20 protein-coding genes are annotated in these 19,145 nt (G+C 74.3%); 11 read left to right on the forward strand and 9 right to left on the reverse strand.

The window, feature by feature from the left end; translation table 11 throughout:
• Positions 1-28: 28 nt before the first annotated feature.
• Together JOF41_RS19035 and JOF41_RS19040 are read right to left on the reverse strand one after the other, a co-directional pair.
• On the reverse strand, positions 29-1,033 hold the full coding sequence (locus JOF41_RS19035; protein ID WP_189224922.1) for an iron-siderophore ABC transporter substrate-binding protein: 1,005 nt from the start codon (positions 1,031-1,033) through the stop codon (positions 29-31).
• Positions 1,034-1,100: 67 nt separating this feature from the next.
• Positions 1,101-2,426 (reverse strand): lysine N(6)-hydroxylase/L-ornithine N(5)-oxygenase family protein, encoded by a 1,326-nt coding sequence (locus JOF41_RS19040; RefSeq protein ID WP_209620902.1) that lies wholly within the window; start codon positions 2,424-2,426, stop codon positions 1,101-1,103.
• A gap of 134 nt (positions 2,427-2,560) precedes the next feature.
• Between JOF41_RS19040 and JOF41_RS19045 the strand changes: the two genes are divergently transcribed.
• The 5 genes from JOF41_RS19045 (at position 2,561) to JOF41_RS19065 (ending at position 7,808) form a co-directional block, all read left to right on the forward strand.
• Positions 2,561-4,222, forward strand: a complete 1,662-nt coding sequence (locus JOF41_RS19045; protein ID WP_209620903.1) for an ABC transporter ATP-binding protein — start codon at positions 2,561-2,563, stop codon at positions 4,220-4,222.
• Positions 4,219-6,000, forward strand: coding sequence for an ABC transporter ATP-binding protein (locus JOF41_RS19050; RefSeq protein WP_209620905.1), 1,782 nt, complete (start codon positions 4,219-4,221; stop codon positions 5,998-6,000). Before JOF41_RS19045 ends, JOF41_RS19050 begins: the two co-directional genes overlap by 4 nt.
• A gap of 21 nt (positions 6,001-6,021) precedes the next feature.
• Positions 6,022-6,654: an MBL fold metallo-hydrolase gene (locus tag JOF41_RS19055; protein ID WP_307867462.1), complete on the forward strand. Its 633-nt coding sequence runs from the start codon at positions 6,022-6,024 to the stop codon at positions 6,652-6,654.
• A 28-nt stretch (positions 6,655-6,682) separates the two neighbouring features.
• Positions 6,683-7,204 (forward strand): MOSC domain-containing protein, encoded by a 522-nt coding sequence (locus JOF41_RS19060; RefSeq protein ID WP_229795943.1) that lies wholly within the window; start codon positions 6,683-6,685, stop codon positions 7,202-7,204.
• Positions 7,205-7,277: 73 nt separating this feature from the next.
• A complete protein-coding gene (locus JOF41_RS19065) occupies positions 7,278-7,808 on the forward strand; it encodes a hypothetical protein (protein WP_189224917.1) in 531 nt (176 codons plus the stop codon).
• On the opposite strand, the gene JOF41_RS19070 is transcribed toward JOF41_RS19065, so the two are convergent.
• From JOF41_RS19070 to JOF41_RS19085, 4 genes are read right to left on the reverse strand one after another with little or no spacing between them, the layout of a single operon-like run.
• Positions 7,786-8,832 carry a sulfate/molybdate ABC transporter ATP-binding protein gene (locus tag JOF41_RS19070; RefSeq protein ID WP_209620907.1) on the reverse strand — a complete coding sequence of 349 codons (1,047 nt, stop codon included), beginning with the start codon at positions 8,830-8,832 and terminating at the stop codon, positions 7,786-7,788. The two genes, JOF41_RS19065 and JOF41_RS19070, sit on opposite strands and share 23 nt — an antisense overlap.
• Positions 8,829-9,614, reverse strand: coding sequence for a molybdate ABC transporter permease subunit (gene modB, locus JOF41_RS19075; RefSeq protein WP_189224915.1), 786 nt, complete (start codon positions 9,612-9,614; stop codon positions 8,829-8,831). The genes JOF41_RS19070 and modB overlap by 4 nt, the downstream gene beginning before the upstream one ends.
• Positions 9,611-10,342 carry a molybdate ABC transporter substrate-binding protein gene (modA, locus tag JOF41_RS19080; RefSeq protein ID WP_209620909.1) on the reverse strand — a complete coding sequence of 244 codons (732 nt, stop codon included), beginning with the start codon at positions 10,340-10,342 and terminating at the stop codon, positions 9,611-9,613. Before modA ends, modB begins: the two co-directional genes overlap by 4 nt.
• A complete protein-coding gene (locus JOF41_RS19085; protein WP_189224913.1) occupies positions 10,339-10,740 on the reverse strand; it encodes a TOBE domain-containing protein in 402 nt (133 codons plus the stop codon). Before JOF41_RS19085 ends, modA begins: the two co-directional genes overlap by 4 nt.
• Positions 10,741-10,838: 98 nt before the next feature.
• Here JOF41_RS19085 and JOF41_RS19090 point away from each other — a divergent pair, with 98 nt between their 5' ends.
• The 4 genes from JOF41_RS19090 to JOF41_RS19105 all read left to right on the forward strand — a co-directional run bounded on the left by JOF41_RS19090 (position 10,839) and on the right by JOF41_RS19105 (position 14,960).
• Positions 10,839-11,264: a hypothetical protein gene (locus JOF41_RS19090; RefSeq protein ID WP_189224912.1), complete on the forward strand. Its 426-nt coding sequence runs from the start codon at positions 10,839-10,841 to the stop codon at positions 11,262-11,264.
• A 114-nt stretch (positions 11,265-11,378) separates the two neighbouring features.
• Positions 11,379-12,761 carry a CBM96 family carbohydrate-binding protein gene (locus tag JOF41_RS19095; RefSeq protein WP_209620912.1) on the forward strand — a complete coding sequence of 461 codons (1,383 nt, stop codon included), beginning with the start codon at positions 11,379-11,381 and terminating at the stop codon, positions 12,759-12,761.
• Between the two features lie 28 nt (positions 12,762-12,789).
• Positions 12,790-14,010 (forward strand): MFS transporter, encoded by a 1,221-nt coding sequence (locus JOF41_RS19100; protein ID WP_209620915.1) that lies wholly within the window; start codon positions 12,790-12,792, stop codon positions 14,008-14,010.
• A gap of 5 nt (positions 14,011-14,015) precedes the next feature.
• Positions 14,016-14,960, forward strand: a complete 945-nt coding sequence (locus JOF41_RS19105) for a hypothetical protein (protein WP_244991403.1) — start codon at positions 14,016-14,018, stop codon at positions 14,958-14,960.
• Between the two features lie 13 nt (positions 14,961-14,973).
• On the opposite strand, the gene JOF41_RS19110 is transcribed toward JOF41_RS19105, so the two are convergent.
• Complete coding sequence (locus JOF41_RS19110) at positions 14,974-15,570, reverse strand: LysE/ArgO family amino acid transporter (RefSeq protein WP_209620921.1); 597 nt, start codon at positions 15,568-15,570, stop codon at positions 14,974-14,976.
• Positions 15,571-15,638: 68 nt separating this feature from the next.
• Here JOF41_RS19110 and JOF41_RS19115 point away from each other — a divergent pair, with 68 nt between their 5' ends.
• Positions 15,639-16,508, forward strand: coding sequence for a LysR family transcriptional regulator ArgP (locus JOF41_RS19115; protein WP_189225080.1), 870 nt, complete (start codon positions 15,639-15,641; stop codon positions 16,506-16,508).
• A 94-nt stretch (positions 16,509-16,602) separates the two neighbouring features.
• On the forward strand, positions 16,603-17,406 hold the full coding sequence (locus tag JOF41_RS19120; RefSeq protein WP_209620925.1) for a glycoside hydrolase family 16 protein: 804 nt from the start codon (positions 16,603-16,605) through the stop codon (positions 17,404-17,406).
• Here the strand turns inward: JOF41_RS19120 and JOF41_RS19125 are convergent.
• Complete coding sequence (locus tag JOF41_RS19125; RefSeq protein WP_209620929.1) at positions 17,382-17,936, reverse strand: flavoprotein; 555 nt, start codon at positions 17,934-17,936, stop codon at positions 17,382-17,384. The two genes, JOF41_RS19120 and JOF41_RS19125, sit on opposite strands and share 25 nt — an antisense overlap.
• Positions 17,933-18,895, reverse strand: a complete 963-nt coding sequence (locus JOF41_RS19130; RefSeq protein ID WP_209620932.1) for an XRE family transcriptional regulator — start codon at positions 18,893-18,895, stop codon at positions 17,933-17,935. Before JOF41_RS19130 ends, JOF41_RS19125 begins: the two co-directional genes overlap by 4 nt.
• Between the last annotated feature and the right edge of the window lie 250 nt (positions 18,896-19,145).

Raw genomic sequence — 19,145 nt, forward strand, 5'->3', positions numbered from 1 at the left:
TCGGCACCCCACCCCCGGCCTTCGCCGGTCAGCTCTTGATCTGCTCCAGCAGCGGCACGACCTGGTCGATGCCGTAGGGCACGCTCAACACCGTGTTGAAGGACATGGCGGCGCCGATCGGCGGGTCCATGTAGGTGAGGAAGAGGTCGCGCTTGCCGGTGACCACGTCCAGCCGCTGGTAGGCGGGCACCGCCTTGACCCGCTCCTGCGCGGCCACGTCGGAGGTCAGCCACACCAGGCGGTCGGCGTCGAGCAGGTCGAAGCGCTCCTCGCTGAACTGCGCCACGTTCCGCTCACCCGCCAGCGCGCCGATCTCGTCGACCAGCGTGAAGCCCAGCTCCCGCATGAAGATGGCCTTCGGGTCGGTGGGGGCGAACGCGGAGTACTCGCCCGGCTTGAAGCTGTCGGCCACCACGACGGTCTTGCCCGACCACTCCGGGTGCGCGGCCTTGGCGTCGGCGAACCGCTTGGCCACGCCGTCGATCAGCTCCTGCGCCTTGGCGGACTTGCCCAGCGCCTTGGCGATGTGCTTGGTCTGCTCCTGCCACGGGGCGCCGTAGTCGACGAACCCCTTGGGCTGCGCGACCACCGGGGCGATCTTGGACAGGGTGTCGTACTGCTCCTGGTTCATCCCCGAGTACACCGCGACGATCAGGTCGGGCTTGAGCGCGGCGACCTTCTCCAGGTTGTACTCGTCGCGCTCGCCGACGATCTCGGGCTGGGTGTCGCCCCACAGCTGCTTGGTCCACGGCCAGTTGCCGTAGGGCCGCTCCTTGAACCAGTCGACCACGCCCACCGGCTTGACGCCCAGCGCGAGCACCGGCTCCTGGTCGGACAGGCCGAGGGTGACGACCTTGGTGGGCTCCGCCTTGATCTCGGTGGTGCCGTACTTGTGCTCGACCGAGACGGGGAAGGCGCCCGAGGAGGTGCCGGTCGTGCTCGCGGAGCCGCTGCCCGCGTCGCCGCCCCCGCAGGCGGTCAGCGCCAGCGCGGCGGCCGCCGCGACGGCGGTCAGCTTGGACCTGGTGGACATGTCGTTGTTCCCTTTCGCCAGGCGCGACAGAGCGCCGTGGTGACTTGCCGGTGTTCTCGCCGCTGCCTCAGGAAAGCGCGCTGACGGCGTACTCGTGCTGCGCGGGGACCGCGGGCGCGCGGTGGTGGAGCACGGACTGGAGGATCTCCCCCACCCGCACGGCGGTGTTGGACAGCAGCGAGGACGAGATGCCGTGCGTGTGCTCGGTGCCCCCCTGCAGGTAGATCCCGCCCAGCACGTCGTCGGTGGTGCCCAGCCGGTAGTCGCGGCCCACCCGCAGCCGCTCGCCCGCGTCGCGCAGGCACTTGGCGGCAAGCTCGCCCAGCAGGGCGGTGGGGTCGGCCTCGCGGTAACCGGTGGCGAACACCACCGCGTCGGCGTCGAGCACCTCCCGCTCGCCGCTGGTCAGCGACTCCACTGTCACCCGAACCCCGTCCGGGGTGTCCACCAGTTCGGCGAGCTTGGAGACGTTGAGCAGCCGCAGCCGCTGCGCGCCCAGCACCTTCTCCCGGTAGACGCGCCGGTACAGCTCGGCGATCAGGTCGTTGTCGACCACCGCGTAGTTGGTGTTGCCGTGGTAGGCCATCAGGGCGCGCTTGACCTGCTCGGGCGCCTGGAAGTAGTCGTCCACCGCGGCCGGGTCGAAGATCCGGTTGGCGAAGGAGCTGTCGTCGGCCGGGCTGTAGCCGTAGCGGGCGAACACCGCGCAAACCTCGGCGTCGGGGAAGCGCTCGTGCAGGTGCGCGGCGACCTCGGCGCCGCTCTGGCCCGCGCCGACCACGACCAGCCGCCGGGGATCGGACAGCGCTCGCACGCGGTGCAGGAACTCGCTGTTGTGCCACACCCGCTCGGTGGTCCGCACGCCCTCGGGCAGGTGGGCGCGCAGGCCGGTGGCCAGCACCAGGTTGCGGGCGCGGCGCACCTCCGGCTCGCCGCCCGCGACGCGGGAGACCACGTCGAAGTAGGCGACCACGCCGTCCTCGACCACCGGGCGCACGGCCACCACCTCGTGGCCGTAGGAGACCAGGTCGTCGACCCGCTCGGCGGCCCACTCGAAGTAGTCGTGGAACTCCACCCGCAGGGGGAACAGGTTCTTGTGGTTGACGAAGTCGAGCAGGCGGTCCTTGTGGTGCAGGTAGCTGAGGAAGCTGAAGGAGCTGTTGGGGTTGCGCAGCGTCACGAGGTCCTTGAGGAAGGAAACCTGCATGGTCGCGTCGTCGATCAGCATCCCCCGGTGCCAGCCGAAGCCCTCCTGCCGCTCCAGGAAGTGGGCGGTCACCACGTCCGCCTTGGCCGCGGTGGCGTTGTACTCGGTGACGGCGACGGCCAGCGCCAGGTTGGAGGGCCCGAAGCCGACGCCGAGTAGGTCGAAAACCGGTGGCTGTGCTGGCATGGCTGTCCCATCGGTGCGACGAGTGGGTGATCAAACTTTGGTTACCCTAACCTAAGTTGCACGCGTCGGGGAGTGAGCCGGGTCTCTTCTGCGGTTAGGCTAACCTCACCTGGAGCACAGGGGAAGGTGGTCGGGTGAAAACCGTCCTGTCGGACGCCGTCTCCGGGCAGTGGCGATCCGTGGCCGCCGCCTCGGTCCTGGGCGCCGCGCACCAAGCGGGCGAGGCGATGGTCCCCCTGCTCATCGGCGTGGTCATCGACGAAGCGGTGGGCACCGGCACGACCGGGCGGCTGCTCGGCTGGATCGCCGTGCTCGGCGCGGTGTTCCTGGTGCTCTCCACCAGCTTCCGGTTCTCCCTGCGGGCCAGCGAGCGCGCCTCCCACCGGGCCGCGCACGAGCTGCGCACCCGTTTGGCCCAGCGGGTGCTGGCCGCCGACGGCGGCGCCCAGCGCGGCAGGCTCTCCGGCGAGCTGGCCAGCATCGCCACCGCCGACGCCCAGCGCGTCGGCGCGGTGAACCTGGCGCTGCCCACCGCGTTCGCGGCGGTGGCGGGCCTGCTGGTGGGCGCGGTGGCGCTGCTGCGGGTCTCGCTGCCGCTGGGGCTGCTGGTGCTGGTCGCCGCGCCCCTGCTGCTGGTGCTGGCCCACCTGCTGGGCAAGCCGCTGGAGCGGCGCAGCGACGCCGAGCAGGACCGCGCCGCGCTGGCCTCCGGCGTGGCCGCCGACCTGGTGGCCGGTCTGCGCGCGCTCAAGGGCATCGGCGCCGAGGACGCCGCGGCCGACCGGTACCGGGCCACCAGCCGCGACTCGATGGCCGCGGCGGTGCGGGCGGCGCGGGCGCGGGCCTGGCTGGACGGCTCGATGCTCGCGGTCACCGGGGTGTTCCTGGCGGTGGTGGCGCTGGTCGGCGGCAGGCTGGCCGCCGACGGGGCGATCACCGTCGGCCAGCTGGTCGCGGCGGTGGGCCTGGCCCAGTTCCTGCTGTGGCCGCTGTCGGTGTTCTCCTGGGTCAACGGGCTGTTCGCCCAGGGCCGCGCCTCGGCCGCGCGGATCGGCGAGGTGCTGGCCGCTCCCCCGGCCGTGCCACCGGGCCACGCGTCGCCGGCCGAGCCGGTGGCCGGGCACGTGCGGCTGTCCGGGGTGTGGTCGGGGACGCTGCGCGGGGTGAGCTTCGAGGCCGCGCCGGGCGAGCTGCTCGGCGTCGTGGCGCGCGACCCGGCCGACGCCGCCGCGCTGCTGGCCGTGCTGGCGCGCGAGGTCGACCCCGAGGAGGGCGAGGTGGCGCTGGACGGCGTCGCGCTGTCGGAGCTGGACGCCGCGGCGCGGCGCTCGGCGCTGCTGGTGGCCGCGCACGACGCGGACCTGTTCGAGGGCTCGCTGCGGGACAACGTCGCCGCGGGCGGGCCACGGGTGGCCGAGGCGATCGCCGCGGCGCGGGTGGACGAGGTGGCCGAAGCGCTGCCCGACGGGCTGGACAGCGCGGTGTCCGAGCGCGGCCGGTCGCTGTCGGGCGGGCAGCGGCAGCGCGTGGCGCTGGCCCGCGCCCTGGCCGCCGCGCCCCCGGTGCTGGTGGTGCACGACCCGACCACGGCGGTGGACGCGGTGACCGAGGTGGCGCTGGCCGAGGGCGTCCGGCGGGTGCGCCGGGGGCTGACCACCATCGTGGTCGCCACCAGCCCGGCCCTGCTGACCGCCGCGGACCGGGTGGTGTTCGTGCGCGACGGCGTGGTGGCCGCCACCGGCGGGCACGCCGAGCTGACCGAGGACGAGACCTACCGGGCGGTGGTGCTGGGATGAGCGCGGACCAGGGGACGGCGCGGGAACTGCTCACCACCGCCTCGACCGCGCGCGTGCGCGCCGCCGTGGGCGAGCTGCTGCGGCCCCGCCGCGGCCTGGCCTGGGCGGCGCTGGCCGTGCTGGTGGCGGGCACCGCCGTCGGCCTGGCCACCGCGCCGCTGCTCGGGCACGTCGTCGACCTGGTCGGCGCGGGCTCGCCCGCCGACGCGCTCACCTGGCCGGTGGTCGCGCTGGCCGTGGTGGCGGCCGTGCAGGGCGTGGCCGTCGCGGCGGGCACGTCGCTGGTGGCGCGGCTGGGCGAGGGCGCGCTGGCCGACCTGCGCGAGCGGTTCGTGGAGCGCGCCCTGCACCTGCCGCTGGAGCGGGTCGAGCAGGCGGGCGCGGGCGATCTGACCGCCAGGGTGACCCGCGACGTGCAGGTGATCGCCGACGCGGTGCGCAACGCGCTGCCCGTGATGGCCCGCTCCGCGCTGACCATCGCGCTGACCGTGGTGGGCATCGCGGTGCTGGACTGGCGCTTCCTGATCCCGGTGCTGCTGGCCGCGCCGATCCAGGCGCACACCGTGCGCTGGTACGGCGGGCGCGCGGTGCGGCTGTACGCGGCCCAGCGGGTCGCGGTCGGCGCGCAGCAGCAGCAACTGCTGGACTCCATCGGCGGCGCGTCGACGGTGCGGGCGTTCAACCTGGCCGAGCGGCACGTCGAGCGGGTGCGCGCCCGCTCCTCCGCCGCCGTGGACCTGGCGCTGCGCGGCATCCGCCTGCTGACCCGGTTCTACGGCAGGCTCAACCTCGCCGAGTTCATCGGCCTGGCGGGCGTGCTGGTGACCGGTTTCCTGCTGGTGGGCAACGGTTCCGCGTCGGTGGGCACGGCCACCGCCGCCGCGCTGTACTTCCACGGCCTGTTCAACCCGATCAACGCGGCGCTGGCGCTGGCCGACGACGCCCAGGCCGCCTCGGCGTCGCTGGCCCGCCTGGTCGGCGTGGCCGACGAGCCGCTGCCCGACACCTCCGGCGCGGTGCGCCCGGCGAACACCGCCATCGCGGTCTCCGGCGTCGAGCACTCCTATGTGGACGGTCACCCCGTGCTGCGCGGGGTCGACCTGGAACTGGCCCCCGGCGAGCGGGTGGCGCTGGTAGGCGCGTCCGGCGCGGGCAAGACCACGCTGGCCAAGCTGATCGCGGGCGTGCACCGGCCCACTGCGGGCGTCATCCGGCTGGGCGGGGTCGAGCTGGACCGCGCGGTGCGCTCGGTCGCGCTGATCAGCCAGGAGGTGCACGTCTTCGCCGGTCCGCTGGCCGAGGACCTGCGACTGGCCCGGCCGTCCGCGACCGACGAGGAGATCACCGGGGCGCTGGAGCTGGTGGGCGCGCTGGGCTGGGTGCGGGCGCTGCCCTCCGGGCTGGCGACCGTGGTCGGCGAGGGCGGGCACCGGCTGACCGTGGCGCAGGCCCAGCAGCTGGCGCTGGCCCGGCTGGTGCTGGCCGACCCACCGGTGGCGATCCTGGACGAGGCCACCGCCGACGCGGGCAGCGCGGGCGCCCGCGAGCTGGAGGCCGCCGCCGCCCGCGCGCTGGACGGGCGGACCGGGCTGCTGGTGGCGCACCGGCTGACCCAGGCCGCCTCGGCGGACCGGGTCGTGGTGCTGGCTGACGGGCGGGTGGTGGAGAGCGGCACCCACGCCGACCTGCTGGCCGCGGGCGGCCGGTACGCGCAGCTGTGGGCGGCCTGGTCGGGCACGCGCTCCGCCGTCGGCGAAACCGGTGTCGCGGTCGGCTGAGCACCGCCTAGCGTGGCCGGGGTGGAGATCATCGAGGTGCTGCCCGGTCTGCGGATGCTGCGCTTCCCCGTCGGCCAGGCGTACGCGTGGCAGGACGACGACGGCCTGACGCTCGTCGACACAGGCACCGCCGGGCACGCCGAGCGGATCGCCGCGCTGGGACCGGTGCGGCGGATCGTGCTGACGCACTTCCACGACGACCACATCGGTTCGGCCGCCGACCTGCGCGCGCGGACCGGCGCGGAGGTGTTCGCGCACCGGTTGGAGGCGCCGGTGGTCCGGGGCGACGTGCCCGCCCCGCCCCCGGTGATCCCGGACGAGGAGCGGGAGCTGTTCGAGCGCGTCACGCCCGGTGTGCCGCCCGCGCCCCGCTCACCGGTCGACCACGAGGTCGACGAGGGCGACGTGCTGGAGTTCGGCGGCGGGGCGCGGGTGCTGTCCGTTCCGGGGCACACCGACGGCAGCATCGCCGTGCACCTGCCTCGGCACGGGGTGCTGTTCACCGGCGACACCGTGGCCACCTGGGAGGGCAGGCCCATCCCCGGCGTGTTCAACCTGGACCGGCCTCGGCTGCTGGCCTCCGCGCGGCGGTTGCTGGACCTGGACGCGCGGGTGGTGTGCGTGGGCCACGGCGACCCGCTGGCGCGGCAGTAGGGTCGCGGTCATGGGGATGGTGACGGCCGTGAGCCGGAGCGCGGAGCACACGTTCAGCAAGCCCACCCAGGACGCGGTCCTGCTGATCGCCGGGATCGGCGTCGAGGGCGACGCGCACCGGGGGGAGCTGGTCAAGCACCGCTCGCGGGTGCGCCGCGACCCCACGCAGCCCAACCTGCGGCAGGTCCACCTGATCCACTCCGAGCTGCTCGACGAGCTCAACGCGGCCGGTTTCCGGGTCTCGGCGGGCCAGCTCGGCGAGAACATCACCACGCGCGGGGTCGACCTGCTGGGCCTGCCCACCGGCACCCTCCTGCGCCTGGGCGCCGAAGCGGTCGTGGAGGTCACCGGCCTGCGCAACCCGTGCGCGCAGATCGACGACTTCCAGCGGGGGATGCTCGCGGCCGTGCTGGACCGCGACGAGGACGGCAACCTGGTCCGCAAGGCGGGGATCATGTCGGTGGTGCTGGTCGGCGGGGTGGTCCGCCCCGGCGACGAGATCCGGGTCGAGCTGCCCGCCGGGCCGCGCACCGCGCTGCGGCCGGTCTGACCTCGCCGGGCCCGCGCGTTTCGCCGCCGAGCGGCAGGGGCAAGACTGTGGGCGGGCACCGACGGGAGGCGGCATGGCGAGTCTGGCAGCGGTAGTGGCGGGTACCGCCCTCGCAGGCGTCGTCGTGGTGGGCGCCAACGGCATGAGCGCCCCCGAGCCCGAAGACCCGTGGGCGGACCTGGGGGTGCGGCAGGGCGAGGTGAAGGTCCAGCACGACGCCGACTGCGTGCCGCACTCCTTCGGCCAGGTGCGCGACCTGCTGGCCACCACGCCGTGCGCCTCGCTGAGCCGGGCGCTGTTCACCGTGTCGAACGACCGGGCGAGCGCGGTGGTGTCGGTGGCGTGGGTGGAGTTCCGCCTGCGCCGCGACGCCAGGGAGTTCCGCGCCCTGGAGGACGTGCACGGCACCGGCGACATCACGCCGCTGCCCCGCGCCCTGCTCGGCCTGCCCGAGATCCCCTTCCACGCCCACAACTACACCTCGGCGCTGGACGGCGCGACGGTCGTGGTGGCCGAGGCCGAGCCGGTCGGCGGTCAGCCGGGTGCGGAGTTCCTCGACGACCTCACCGAGGTCGCCGTGCTCATCCCCCGCCCGCCCCGGTGATCGGGTAGGTGCGCACCTCGGTGGCCTTGAGCACCGCCCACAGCGCGTCGCCGGGCCGCAGCCGCAGGTCGGCCAGTGTCGCGGTGGTGATGTCGGCCAGCACCGGCGGGGCGCCGTCCAGCCGCACCCGCGTGGTGTGCGCGTGCTGCTCGACGCCCGCCACGGTCACCGGCCAGGTGTTGCGCGGGCTGCCCGCCGGGGCCTGCGGGAACAGGCTGACGGCCGCGGGTGGGAACGCCACGTGCACCGGGCCGTCGGCGGGCTCGGCGACGGTGAGCACGCCCCCGCCGTCGAGCCGGATGGTGCCGCCCTCGGCCACGCCGCGGTAGAGGTTGAGCCCCACCAGGTGGGCGACGTAGTCGGTGCGGGGCGTGCGAGCGACCTCCGCGGGCGTCCCCTCCTGCACCACGCGCCCCCGCTCCAGGATCACCAGCCGGTCGGCCAGCACCATCGCGTCCAGCGGGTCGTGGGTGACCAGCACGGTGTGGCCGGTGAACTCGCCCAGGTGCCGCGACAGCTCGGCGCGGACGTGCACGCGGGTGCCCGCGTCCAGCGCGGCGAGCGGTTCGTCCAGCAGCAGCAGCCGCGGTCCGGTGGCCAGCGCGCGGGCCAGCGCGACGCGCTGCGCCTGCCCGCCGGACAGGGCGCGGGGCCGGGACTCGGCGTGGGCGGCCAGCCCGACCCGTTCCAGCCACCGGGCCGCCTCGGCGCGCGCGGCGGCCCGCCGCACCCCTCGGGCGCGCAGCCCGAACGCCACGTTCTCCAGCGCCGACATGGTGGGGAACAGCAGGTAGTCCTGGAACACCACGCCGACCGGCCGCCGCCGCACGGGCAGCCCGTCCCAGGCCGCGCCGTCCACCCGCACCCGGCCGCCGGGGGTCAGCCCGGCCAGCGCGCGCAGCGCGGTGGTCTTGCCCGCGCCGTTGGGGCCCAGCAGGGCGACCACCTCCCCCGGCGCGACGTCGAGGTCCACGTCGAGCCGGAACCGGTCGCGGACCACGCGCAGTTCGGCGCGCAGGCTCACCCGGCACCACCGACCCAGCGGTCGCGCAGCCCGGCCAGCACGCCCACCGACACCAGCAGCAGCACCAGGCTCAGCACGATCGCGGCGTCCGGGTCGGTCTCCAGCGCCAGGTAGACCGCCAGCGGCATGGTCGTGGTCTCGCCGGGGAAGTTGCCCGCGAAGGTGATCGTCGCGCCGAACTCCCCCAGCGCCCGCGCCCAGCACAGCACCGCCCCGGCCACCACGCCCGGCGCGACCGACGGCAGCGTGACCCGGCGGAAGGTCAGCCACCGCGACGCCCCCAGCGTCGCCGCGGCCTCCTCGTAGCGGGGGTCGGCCGCGCGCAGCGCGCCCTCGACCGCGATCACCAGGAACGGCATGGCCACGAACGCCTCGGCGACCACCACCCCGGCGGTGGTGAACGGCAGCGACACGCCGAACCACGCCTCCAGGTGCTGCCCGACCAGCCCGCGCCTGCCCAGCACCAGCAGCAGCGCCACGCCGCCGACCACGGGCGGCAGCACCAGCGGCACGGTCACCAGCGCCCGCAGCAGCCCGCGCCCCGGCACGTCGCCGCGCGCCAGCAGCCAGGCCAGCGGGACGCCCAGCACCAGGCACAGCGCGGTGGCCAGGCTCGCGCACACCAGCGACAGTCGCAGCGCGTTCCCCACCTCGGCGCTGAACAGCCGGGCGGGCAGCTCGGCCCAGGGCGCGCGCACCAGCAGCCCCAGCAGCGGCACCACGAGGAAGGCCAGGCCCGCCAGCGCGGGCAGCACCAGGACCAGCGGGCGGTCGCGGATCACGGCACGTCGAACCCGGCTGCGGTGAGCGCCGCGCGCCCCGCCTCCGACACCACGAAGTCGACGAACTGCCTGCCGCGCGGGGAAGCGCGCTTCAGCGGCGCGATCGGGTAGTCGTTGACCGCCCGCTCGGCCTCGGCGAACCCGATGCCCTCGACCTCGCCGCCCGCGGCCCGCACGTCGGTGCGGTAGACCAGCGCGGCGTCCACCTCGCCGAGCCGGACCTTGGTCAGCACCGCCTTCACGTCCTGCTCCAGGGTGTCCGGTCGCGGGGTGACCCCGGCCGCCCGGAACACCTCCCCGGTCGCCGCGCCGCAGGGCACCCGCTCGGCGCACAGCGCGATCCTGGCCTCCGCCCGGCCGAAGTCGGCCAGGCCCGTGACACCCGCCGGGTTGCCGCCGGGGACCGCGATCTCCAGCCGGTTGCGGGCGAAGGTCACCGGCCGGTCGACCTCGGCGGCGACCTGCTCCATCGTCGCGGGCGATGCGGAGGCGAACACGTCGGCGGGCGCGCCCTGGCCGATCTGCTGCGCCAGCGCGGAGCTGCCGCCGAAGTTGAAGCTGACCCGCGCACCGGGGTTGGCGGCCTGGAAGTCCGCGCCCAGACCGGTGAACACCTCGGTCAGCGACGCGGCGGCGTACACCGTCACGGTGGTCCCGTCGGGCGCGGAGGAGCACGCGCCCACCAGCGCTGCGGCGAGCACCGGGGCGAGCACGGGGGGCCGCCTCACGTGGTCTCCGGGATCTCGACGACGACATGGGTGGACTTGATGGAGGCGACCGCGACGCTGCCCGGCTCCAGCCCCAGCTCCTCGGCGGCCTCCCGGCTCATCAGCGACACCAAGCGGAACGGCCCGGCCTGCATCTCGACCTGGGCCATCACCCCGTCCTTGAGCACGCGGGTGACGATCCCGCGCATCCTGTTGCGCGCCGAAGCCGCGACGGTCGCGCCGGGCTCGGCGCTGTCCGCCCCGCGCTGCGCGAACGCGGCCAGCTCGCGCCCCGCCACGCCCTTGCGGCCGTTGTCCAGCCGCACGGCGGGCAGTCGCCCCTGGTCGATCCACCGCCGCACGGTGTCGTCGCTGACACCGAGCAGGGCAGCGGCCTCGCTTATCCGCAGATTCGGCACAGTCGCCACGATACATCCGCTGACGCGGGTCGAAAGCCTTCTTCAATCCGAAGGTTCTTCACCCTGTTAGGCCCGCGCGCAACGGGTATTCCCCGTCCATGAGCATCCCAGCGGCGGACGGCAGGCGACCCGAGGGCGTGGACGACACGACGGTGGAGGCCGTGGGGCGGCTGACCGAGGCGCTGGAGACCACCGAGCGCGCCCGCGGCCACCTCTTCTCGTTCCACCAGCTCACCGGAGGCGCCGACGGCCAGGTCGCGGACGCCGCCCGGCTGCTGCGCGAGGCGGGCCACACCGAGCTGGCCGAGCGGCTGGAGGCCGAGCTGGTCGGGCACAACGTGGTGCCGGGGCGGTGGACCTTCCAGCTGGTCGAGGAGTACGACGAGGGCTACTACCAGCTGTTCCGGGACTGGGAGCGGAAGGTGCGGGATGAGCTGCTCGGCGGGGTCCGGCACGTCTTCGAGTCGGAGATGAAGCAGCGCAACACCACCGATGGCCGCTCCGGGCACGAGATGAACCCCTGAGGTCGCGGAGGTTCCCCGCCCGTTCACCCTGCGGACGGCGGGCGCTCACCCCGTGGCGTCCTGGCTTGCGTAGCGTCGAGCCGCCCTTGTCCCCGCTGCGAAGGACAGCGCACCATGCCAGGTCGTAGGGCTCCTCTCGCCGTCGTCGCGGTCGGCATCGCCACCGCGGCCACCCTCACCGCCGCCTCTGGCGACGCGCCCGCCGCCGCGGCGGCCACCACCACCTTCACCGCCACCGCCGACGCCTTCGTGGACAGCTCGGCGGCCGCCACCAACCACGGCACCTCCGGTCAGCTCGGCGTGGACGGCTCACCGGTCAAGCGGCTGTTCCTCAAGTTCACCGTCAGCGGCCTGCCCGGCGCGGTCAGCGGCGCCAAGCTGCGCGTGCACACCGACGACGTGGCCGACGCGCACAGCGGCGCGGGCGGCACCTTCCGCGCCACCACCGACACCACGTGGTCGGAGACCGGGGTGACCTGGAACGACCAGCCCGCCATCGACGGCACCGCCCTCGGCGAGCTGGGCGCGGTGTCGCGCAACGCCTGGCACGAGCTGGACGTGACCTCCTACGTGACCGGCAACGGCACCTACAGCATCGGCGTCACCTCGACGAGCACCGACGGCGCCGACTACGACTCGCGGGAGACCGGCGCCACCGCGCCGCAACTGGTGGTCACCACGGGCACGACGACCACCACGCCCGCGCCCAGCGCCGACCCGGTGCTCGTCGGCGTGGGCGACATCTCCGACTCCGGGTCCGGCGACAGCGTCACCGCCGACCTGCTGGACGACATCCCCGGCACGGTGTTCACCTTGGGGGACAACGTCTACGACAGCGGCACGAGGTCGGAGTTCAGCAGCTACTACGAGCCCACCTGGGGCAGGCACAAGGCGCGCACCAGGCCCTCGCCCGGCAACCACGACTACAACACCAGCGGCGCCAGCGGGTACTACGACTACTTCGGCGCGCAAGCGGGTCCGTCCGGTCGCGGCTACTACTCCTACGACCTGGGCGACTGGCACGTCATCTCGTTGAACTCCAACATCTCCATGTCGGCGGGCTCGCCGCAGGAGCGGTGGCTGCGCGCGGACCTGGCCGCCAGCACCAAGCGGTGCACGGTCGCGTACTGGCACCACCCGCTGTTCACCTCGGGCGCCAACCACTCGCCCTCCACCGCGACCCGCCCGCTCTTCCAGGCGCTCTACGACTACAACGCCGATGTGGTGCTGACCGGGCACAACCACCAGTACGAGCGGTTCGCCCCGCAGAACCCCAACGGGGGCCTGGACACCGCGCGCGGCATCCGCTCGTTCGTGGCGGGCATGGGCGGTGCGGGCCACTACCGGTTCGGCACCATCAAGCCCAACAGCGAGGCGCGCAACAGCGACACCTACGGCGTGCTGAAGCTGACCCTGCACAGCGACAGCTACGACTGGCAGTTCGTCCCCGAGGCGGGCAGGAGCTACAGCGACAGCGGCACCACCGCCTGCCACTGACCCGCTCCCCCGCCAGCGGAGGTGCCCCGTGTACCTGTCCACCACCGACCGCCCGAGGACGCTGGGCTGGAAGGGCGTCAGCGGCAACGTCCTGGCGCTGGGCGCGGTCAGCCTGATCACCGACATGTCATCGGAGATGGTGACCGCGGTGCTGCCCCTCTACCTGGTCGTCGGCCTGCAGTTCAGCCCGGCCGCCTACGGCGTGGTCGACGGCCTCTACACCGGCGCAACCACGCTGCTGCGCCTGGTCGGCGGGTTCGTCGCCGACCTGACCGACCGGCGCAAGGCCGTGGCCGGTCTGGGGTACGGCCTGTCGGCGGTGGCCAAGCTGGGCCTGCTGGCCACCTCCGCCGCGGGCATCGGCGCGGCCATCGCCGTGGACCGGGCGGGCAAGGGGCTGCGCACCGCGCCGCGCGACGCGCTGATCACCCTGTCCACCCACGCCGACGACCTCGGCCGGGCGTTCGGCGTGCACCGCGCGATGGACGGGGCAGGCGCGTTCCTCGGCCCGCTGGTGGCGCTGGCCGTGCTGGCCGCCGCCGGGCAGTCGTTCGACTCGGTGTTCGTCACCAGCGCCTGCGTCGCCGCGCTGGGCGTGGTGGTGCTGGTGCTGTTCGTGCGCGACCACCGCGAGGCCCGCGCGACTGAACCGGCCCGGCCCGAACCGGTCCGCCCGCGCGCGGTCGGGCCCCTGCTGCGGGACGGGGGCGTGCGGCGGGTCGTGGCCGCCGCCGTGCTGCTCGGCCTGGCCATGGTCGGCGACGGGTTCGTCTACCTGCTGCTGCAGCAGCGGGAGGGGTTGTCGCTGGGTTGGTTCCCGCTGCTGGCGGTCGGCACCAGCCTGGTGTACCTGCTGCTGGCCGCCCCGCTGGGCGCGCTGGCCGACCGGGTCGGCAGGCTGCCGGTGGTCCTGGGCGGCTACGCCCTGCTGGTGCTGGTGCACCTGCTGCTGTCCGGCCCGCTGGGCGGCTGGCCGCTGGTGGGGTTGGTCCTGCTGCTCTACGGGGCCTTCTACGCGGCGACCGACGGCGTGCTGATCGCGCTGGCCGGGCCGGTGCTGCCCGCGCGCCTGCGGGCCACCGGCATCGCTCTGGTCCAAAGTGGACAGGCGCTGGCGTACCTGGGTTCCTCCGTGCTGTTCGGCTTGGCGTGGCAGCACTTCGGCCCGGAGGCGGCGAGCTGGATCGCCGCGGCCGGTGTGGCGCTGGCCCTCGTGGGCACGGCCGCGCTGCTGGGACGCCGGTCGTGACCGCGCTGTCCCGGCGCGGCAGGCTGGCGGTCACCGCCGTGGCGGCGGTGGTGCTGGGCGGGGTGGCGGTCGGGTACGCCCGGCTGGCCGCCGACCCGGCCCAGCCGTTGCCGTCCGCGCCGGTCACCGGCCCCCGGATGCACGTGCTGAGCAACGGCAGGCTGTCGGCGGTGTCGCGTGCCGACCCGGCCGGGCCGCGCGAGGTGACCGGCCAGCGGTGCGACCGCGCGCACGCGGCCGGGGGCACGATCGCCTGCCTGCGCCCGGCTGGAGCGCTCGCGGCCGGTGCGCTGGTGGTGCTGGACGAGGGGCTGCGCGAGCTGCGGACCGTGCCGCTGACCGGGTTCCCCAACCGGGCCAGGGTGTCGGCCAGCGGGCGCATGGTGGCGTGGACGCTGTTCGTCGACGGGCACTCATACGCGGCGGGCGGGTTCTCCACCAGCACGGGCGTGCTGGACACCCGCACCGGCGCGTTGGTCACCTCGCTGGAGGAGTTCACCGTCGACGGGGAACCGGGCCAGGCCGCGGACCGCAACTTCTGGGGCGTCACGTTCACCGCCGACGACAACCGGTTCTACGCCACCATGTCCACCGGCGGCCACCGCTACCTGGTGGTGGGCGACTTCGCCGCGCGCACCCTGCGCCCGCTGGTGGACAACGTCGAGTGCCCCTCGCTGTCCCCCGACGGCAGGCGGATCGCCTACAAGGCGGCGGTAGACGGCGCCCCGGGGCGGGGCTGGCGGCTGTCGGTCATGGACCTGGCCACGCTGAGCAGCACGCCGCTGGCCGAGACGCGGAGCGTGGACGACCAGCCCGCGTGGTGGGACGACTCGGCGGTGGTCTACGGGGTGCAGCGCGGCGACGGCACCAACGACGTCTGGACGGTGCCCGCCGACGGCACCGGCACGCCCCGCGTCCTGGTGCCCGAGGCCAACTCCCCCGCGCCCTAGCCGCGAGTCCCGCTCAGCCCAGCGCGAGGGAGATGCCGGTGGCGGTCACCACCACCGCCACCGAGGCGTCGAGCACGCGCCAGGTCGCGGGGCGGGCGAAAGCGGTGGACAGCCTGCGCGCGCCGAAGCCCAGTGAGGAGAACCACAGGGCGCTCGCGGTCATCGCGCCCGCCGCGAACCACCAGCGCGCGTCGCCCCAGCCGGTGGAGGCCGTGCCCAGCAGCAGCACGGTGTCCAGGTAGACGTGCGGGTTGAGCCAGGTCAGCGCCAGGCAGGTCAGCACCGCGGCGGCGGGGGCCGCGCCGCCCACCACCAGCGCGCCGGGGCGCAGCACCCGTCGGGCGGCCAGCACGCCGTAGCCGACCAGGAACGCCGCCCCCAGCCAGCGGACCACCTCCAGCGCGACGGGCCACGAGGTCAGCGCCGTCCCGACACCACCGACGCCCAGCGCGATGAGCAGCGCGTCGGAGACCGCGCAGATCGCCACGATCGCCGGAACCTGTTGGCGCAGCACGCCTTGGCGCAGCACCAAGGCGTTCTGCGCGCCGATGACGACGATGAGGGACAGTCCGGTACCCAGGCCGGCGGCCAGTGCTTGCAGCGGGATCACGGCACGACGCTAAGAAGCCCCAGCTGATAAGGCCAGCTACATTTTCTTCAGTACCATTAGCGCTCGTGATGGTGGACCTGCCGCCGGAGTGCGTGCGCACGCTGCTGGCCGTGGTCGACGAGGGCACGTTCGACGGCGCGGCCCGCGCGCTGCACGTGACGCCGTCCGCGGTGAGCCAGCGGATCAAGGTGCTGGAGCAGCGCACCGGGCGGGTGCTGCTGGTCCGCGCCAAGCCCGTGCGGCTGACCGAGTCCGGTGCGGTGATCGCCCGCTACGGCAGGCAGTTGGCGCTGCTGGAGCGGGACGTCAATACCGGGTTGGGCCTGCTGACCGAGCCGACCAGGGTGCAGGTCGCGGTCAACGCCGACTCGCTGTCCACGTGGTTCCGCGTGGTGGTCCGCGAGCTGGCGGGCGATCCCGGCCTGGTGCTCCAGCTGCACCGCGACGACCAGGACCACACCGCCGAGCTGCTGCGGCAGGGCCTGGTGGTCGCGGCGGTCACCTCGTCCCCGCGCCCGGTGCAGGGCTGCGTGGCGCGACCGCTGGGCCGGATGCGCTACCACGCGGTGGCCACGCCGGAGTTCGCCGCGCGGTGGCTGTCGCCGGGGTCGGTCGCGGACGCGCCCGTGGTGGTCTTCGACGAGAAGGACGACCTGCAGGACCAGTTCTGCCGCGAGACCACCGGCCGCGAGGCGACCGGTCCCAGGCACCACCTGCCCGACGGTCCGGTGTTCGTCGACGCGGTCACCTCCGGCGCGGGCTGGGCGCTGCTGACCGAGGCGCAGATCGCCGGGCTGGACGTCGAGCTGGTCCGGCTGTCCCCGCACCGCCCGGTGGACGTGCCGCTGCACTGGCAGCAGTGGAAGCTGGACTCCCCGCCGCTGGCGCGGGTGGCCGACGCGGTGTTCCGGGCGGCGGCGGGCGAACTGCGCTGTTGACGCGCGGCGGGCCGCGTCCCTACGGTCGGGGAAAGCGCTTTCAGAAGCGCCTGCCGCCGCGTCCGGTGTCGAGCCGAACGGAGAGGTTCACGTCATGGCACTCAGTCGACGGGGGTTCCTGGCCGCGAGCTGCGCGGGCGCGGCGGGCGTCGCGCTGCCGACCGCGACCGCTCGGGCGGCCACCTGGGAAACCGTGCTCAGCGGCTCGTTCGCGAGCTACTCGGCCCTGGAATCGGCGTGGAACTACCGCTACCCCTGGGGCTCGGACCACAACGGCAGCGCGCGCATGTACGCCAGCGCCTCCGACCACAACCACGTCTTCCTGGACGGCTCCGGGGTGCTGGCGATCAGGGCCAGCCGGATCAACTGGGACGAGGGCACCAGTTCGGCGGACCCGCACCTGCCCATCCGCTACCACTCCGGCGCGGTGCACGCCAAGCAGCAGGTGCGGGTCACCGACCAGTTCCCGAACTGGGAGGTCAAGGGCGAGTTCCAGGCCCCGCCCGCGCGCGGCACCTGGCCCGCGTTCTGGCTCACCGGCGTCAACAGCTGGCCGCCGGAGAGCGACATCCTGGAGTACAAGGGCGACACCAGGAACTGGTCCAACACCTACCGCAACGCGGACGGCGGCTGGTCGAGCACCACCACGCCGGTGGCCAATCCCGGCGCCTGGCACTCCTACCGCGCCTGGATCGCCAAGGTCAGCGCCACCGACGTGGACATCCACTACTACGTCGACGACAAGTGGGTCGGGCAGCACCGCGGCGCCAACTTCGTCAACCAGCCGATGTGGATCATCATCAACCTCCAGATGGAGGGCTCCTCGGGCTCCTCCGGGCCGTCGGGCGACACGCTGTACCGGGCGCGCGACGTCTACGTGGGCCGCACGCGGGCCTGATCGGGATCGGCCGCCGCGTGGTGGAGCGCGTCGGCCAGGCGCGCCCAGTCGAAGGCGACCAAGCCGTCCGGCCCGCGCCCGGCGACGGCGTCCACCAGCACGACACCCGCGGCGGTCAGCCTGGCGACGCTGTCGCCGTAGGCCGGGTGGCGGCGCAGCGACTCCTTCACGCACGGGGCGGCGATCACCGGCACGTCGACGCCGAGCAGCTCGTTCAGCAAGCCCAGCGCCAGGTTGTCGCTGATACCCGCCGCCCACTTGTTGGCGGAGTTGAAGGTCAGCGGCGCGGCCAGCACCGCGTCCGCCCTCGGCAGCGGCGTGCCCCGCCCCGGCGGGTCGGGGGCGGGGCGTGCGAGGCAACCGGTGCCTGCCGCGATGGCGTCGAGGTCGACCCAGGAGGCGGCGGTGGGCGTGGCCACGAGGCACACCCGCCAGCCGTCGCCGATCAGCCGCGTGACGAGATCCGCCACGCGCAGGACCGGGGGCGCGGCGGAGGCCACCACGTAGGCGCAGCGGTCGGACGGGCTCACGCGAGCAGCCCCGTCCGGCAGGCCAAGCCGCGCAGGCCGGGCACGGCACGAGGGTGCCGCTGTGCGAGCAGGTCCTCCACCAGTGCTCGGGCGGTCCGGTTGGTGCGCTCGGCGCGCACCAGTTCCGGTGCGACCCGTTCGGCCTCCAAGAGGTGGACCACCGCGGAGACGGGCTCGCCACGCCTGCTGTGCGCCCACGCGCTCTCCAGGTGGTACTGCCCGCGCCGCCCCAGCAAGCCGGGCGGCATCGAGTCGACGTCGAGGCGCTCGCCCGAGGACAGCACCGCGTCGGGATCACCCAGAGCAGCCGCCACCGACATCCGGTGGATGGCGACGTTGGTCGGCCCGAAAGCGCTGAAGCCGATGTTGCCGTCCCGCCCCAGCCGGTCGGCCAGTCGCGCGGCGTGCGCCAGCCTCCGCCGCGCCTCCGCCGCGTCGCCCCTGCGAGCGGCGATGACCGAGCCGATCAGCACCAGCGATCCGCGACAGGACAGGCTGCGCGGGTCGAGCCCCGTCACGACCTCCGCCGCCGCGACCGCGTTGCGCTCGGCCTCTTCCGGATCGGCCAGCTTCAGCAGGGCGCACGTCAGCCAGTAGGCCGCCCTGGCACGACCGATCGGGTCGTCAGTGGTTTCGGCGGTGCGCAACGCCTCTTCCGCGGCCGCGTAGGCGGTGACGCCATCACCCAGCTTGGTCGCCAGTTTCGCCTGGGCGATCAGCACGCCACACCTCAGGGCAAGTGTCTGCCTGTTCCGGCGGTCGGTGACCAAGCGCTCCACCGCCTCCCCGACCCGTGGCAGCGCGCGGCCCACTTCGCGGTACTTGGCCGCCTGGCAGTCGCGGTGCAGGGCGGTGACCAACTCGGCGACGTACCGGGTGGGTGCGGTGCCGGACCCGAGTCCCGGCAGGGCCGCGGCGGTGCCGAGGACGAGCACCGAACGACGGTTGAGCGGACTCACCACACCATCCTCTCGGGGGCAGGCGGAGGGAGGCACGCTGAACTGCGGTTCGGCAGCCCTTGAGGCCGGGTAGTAGTCGACGGCCTCGGCAGAGGGGCCGGGTAGTACTTGCAGGCGCATCGGGTGTCCTCCGGGCGGGTTGGGTTCCCTTTTCGAACGTTGCTCCGACCTGGAGAAACGTCGCGCCGACCCCTACTTTCTGAACGCCATGCCCGCGCACGCCGAATTGCCTGGCGTACCCGACGGAAGG

Origin of the sequence: Saccharothrix coeruleofusca, assembly GCF_017876325.1 — a bacterium.
Lineage (GTDB): Bacteria > Actinomycetota > Actinomycetes > Mycobacteriales > Pseudonocardiaceae > Actinosynnema > Actinosynnema coeruleofuscum.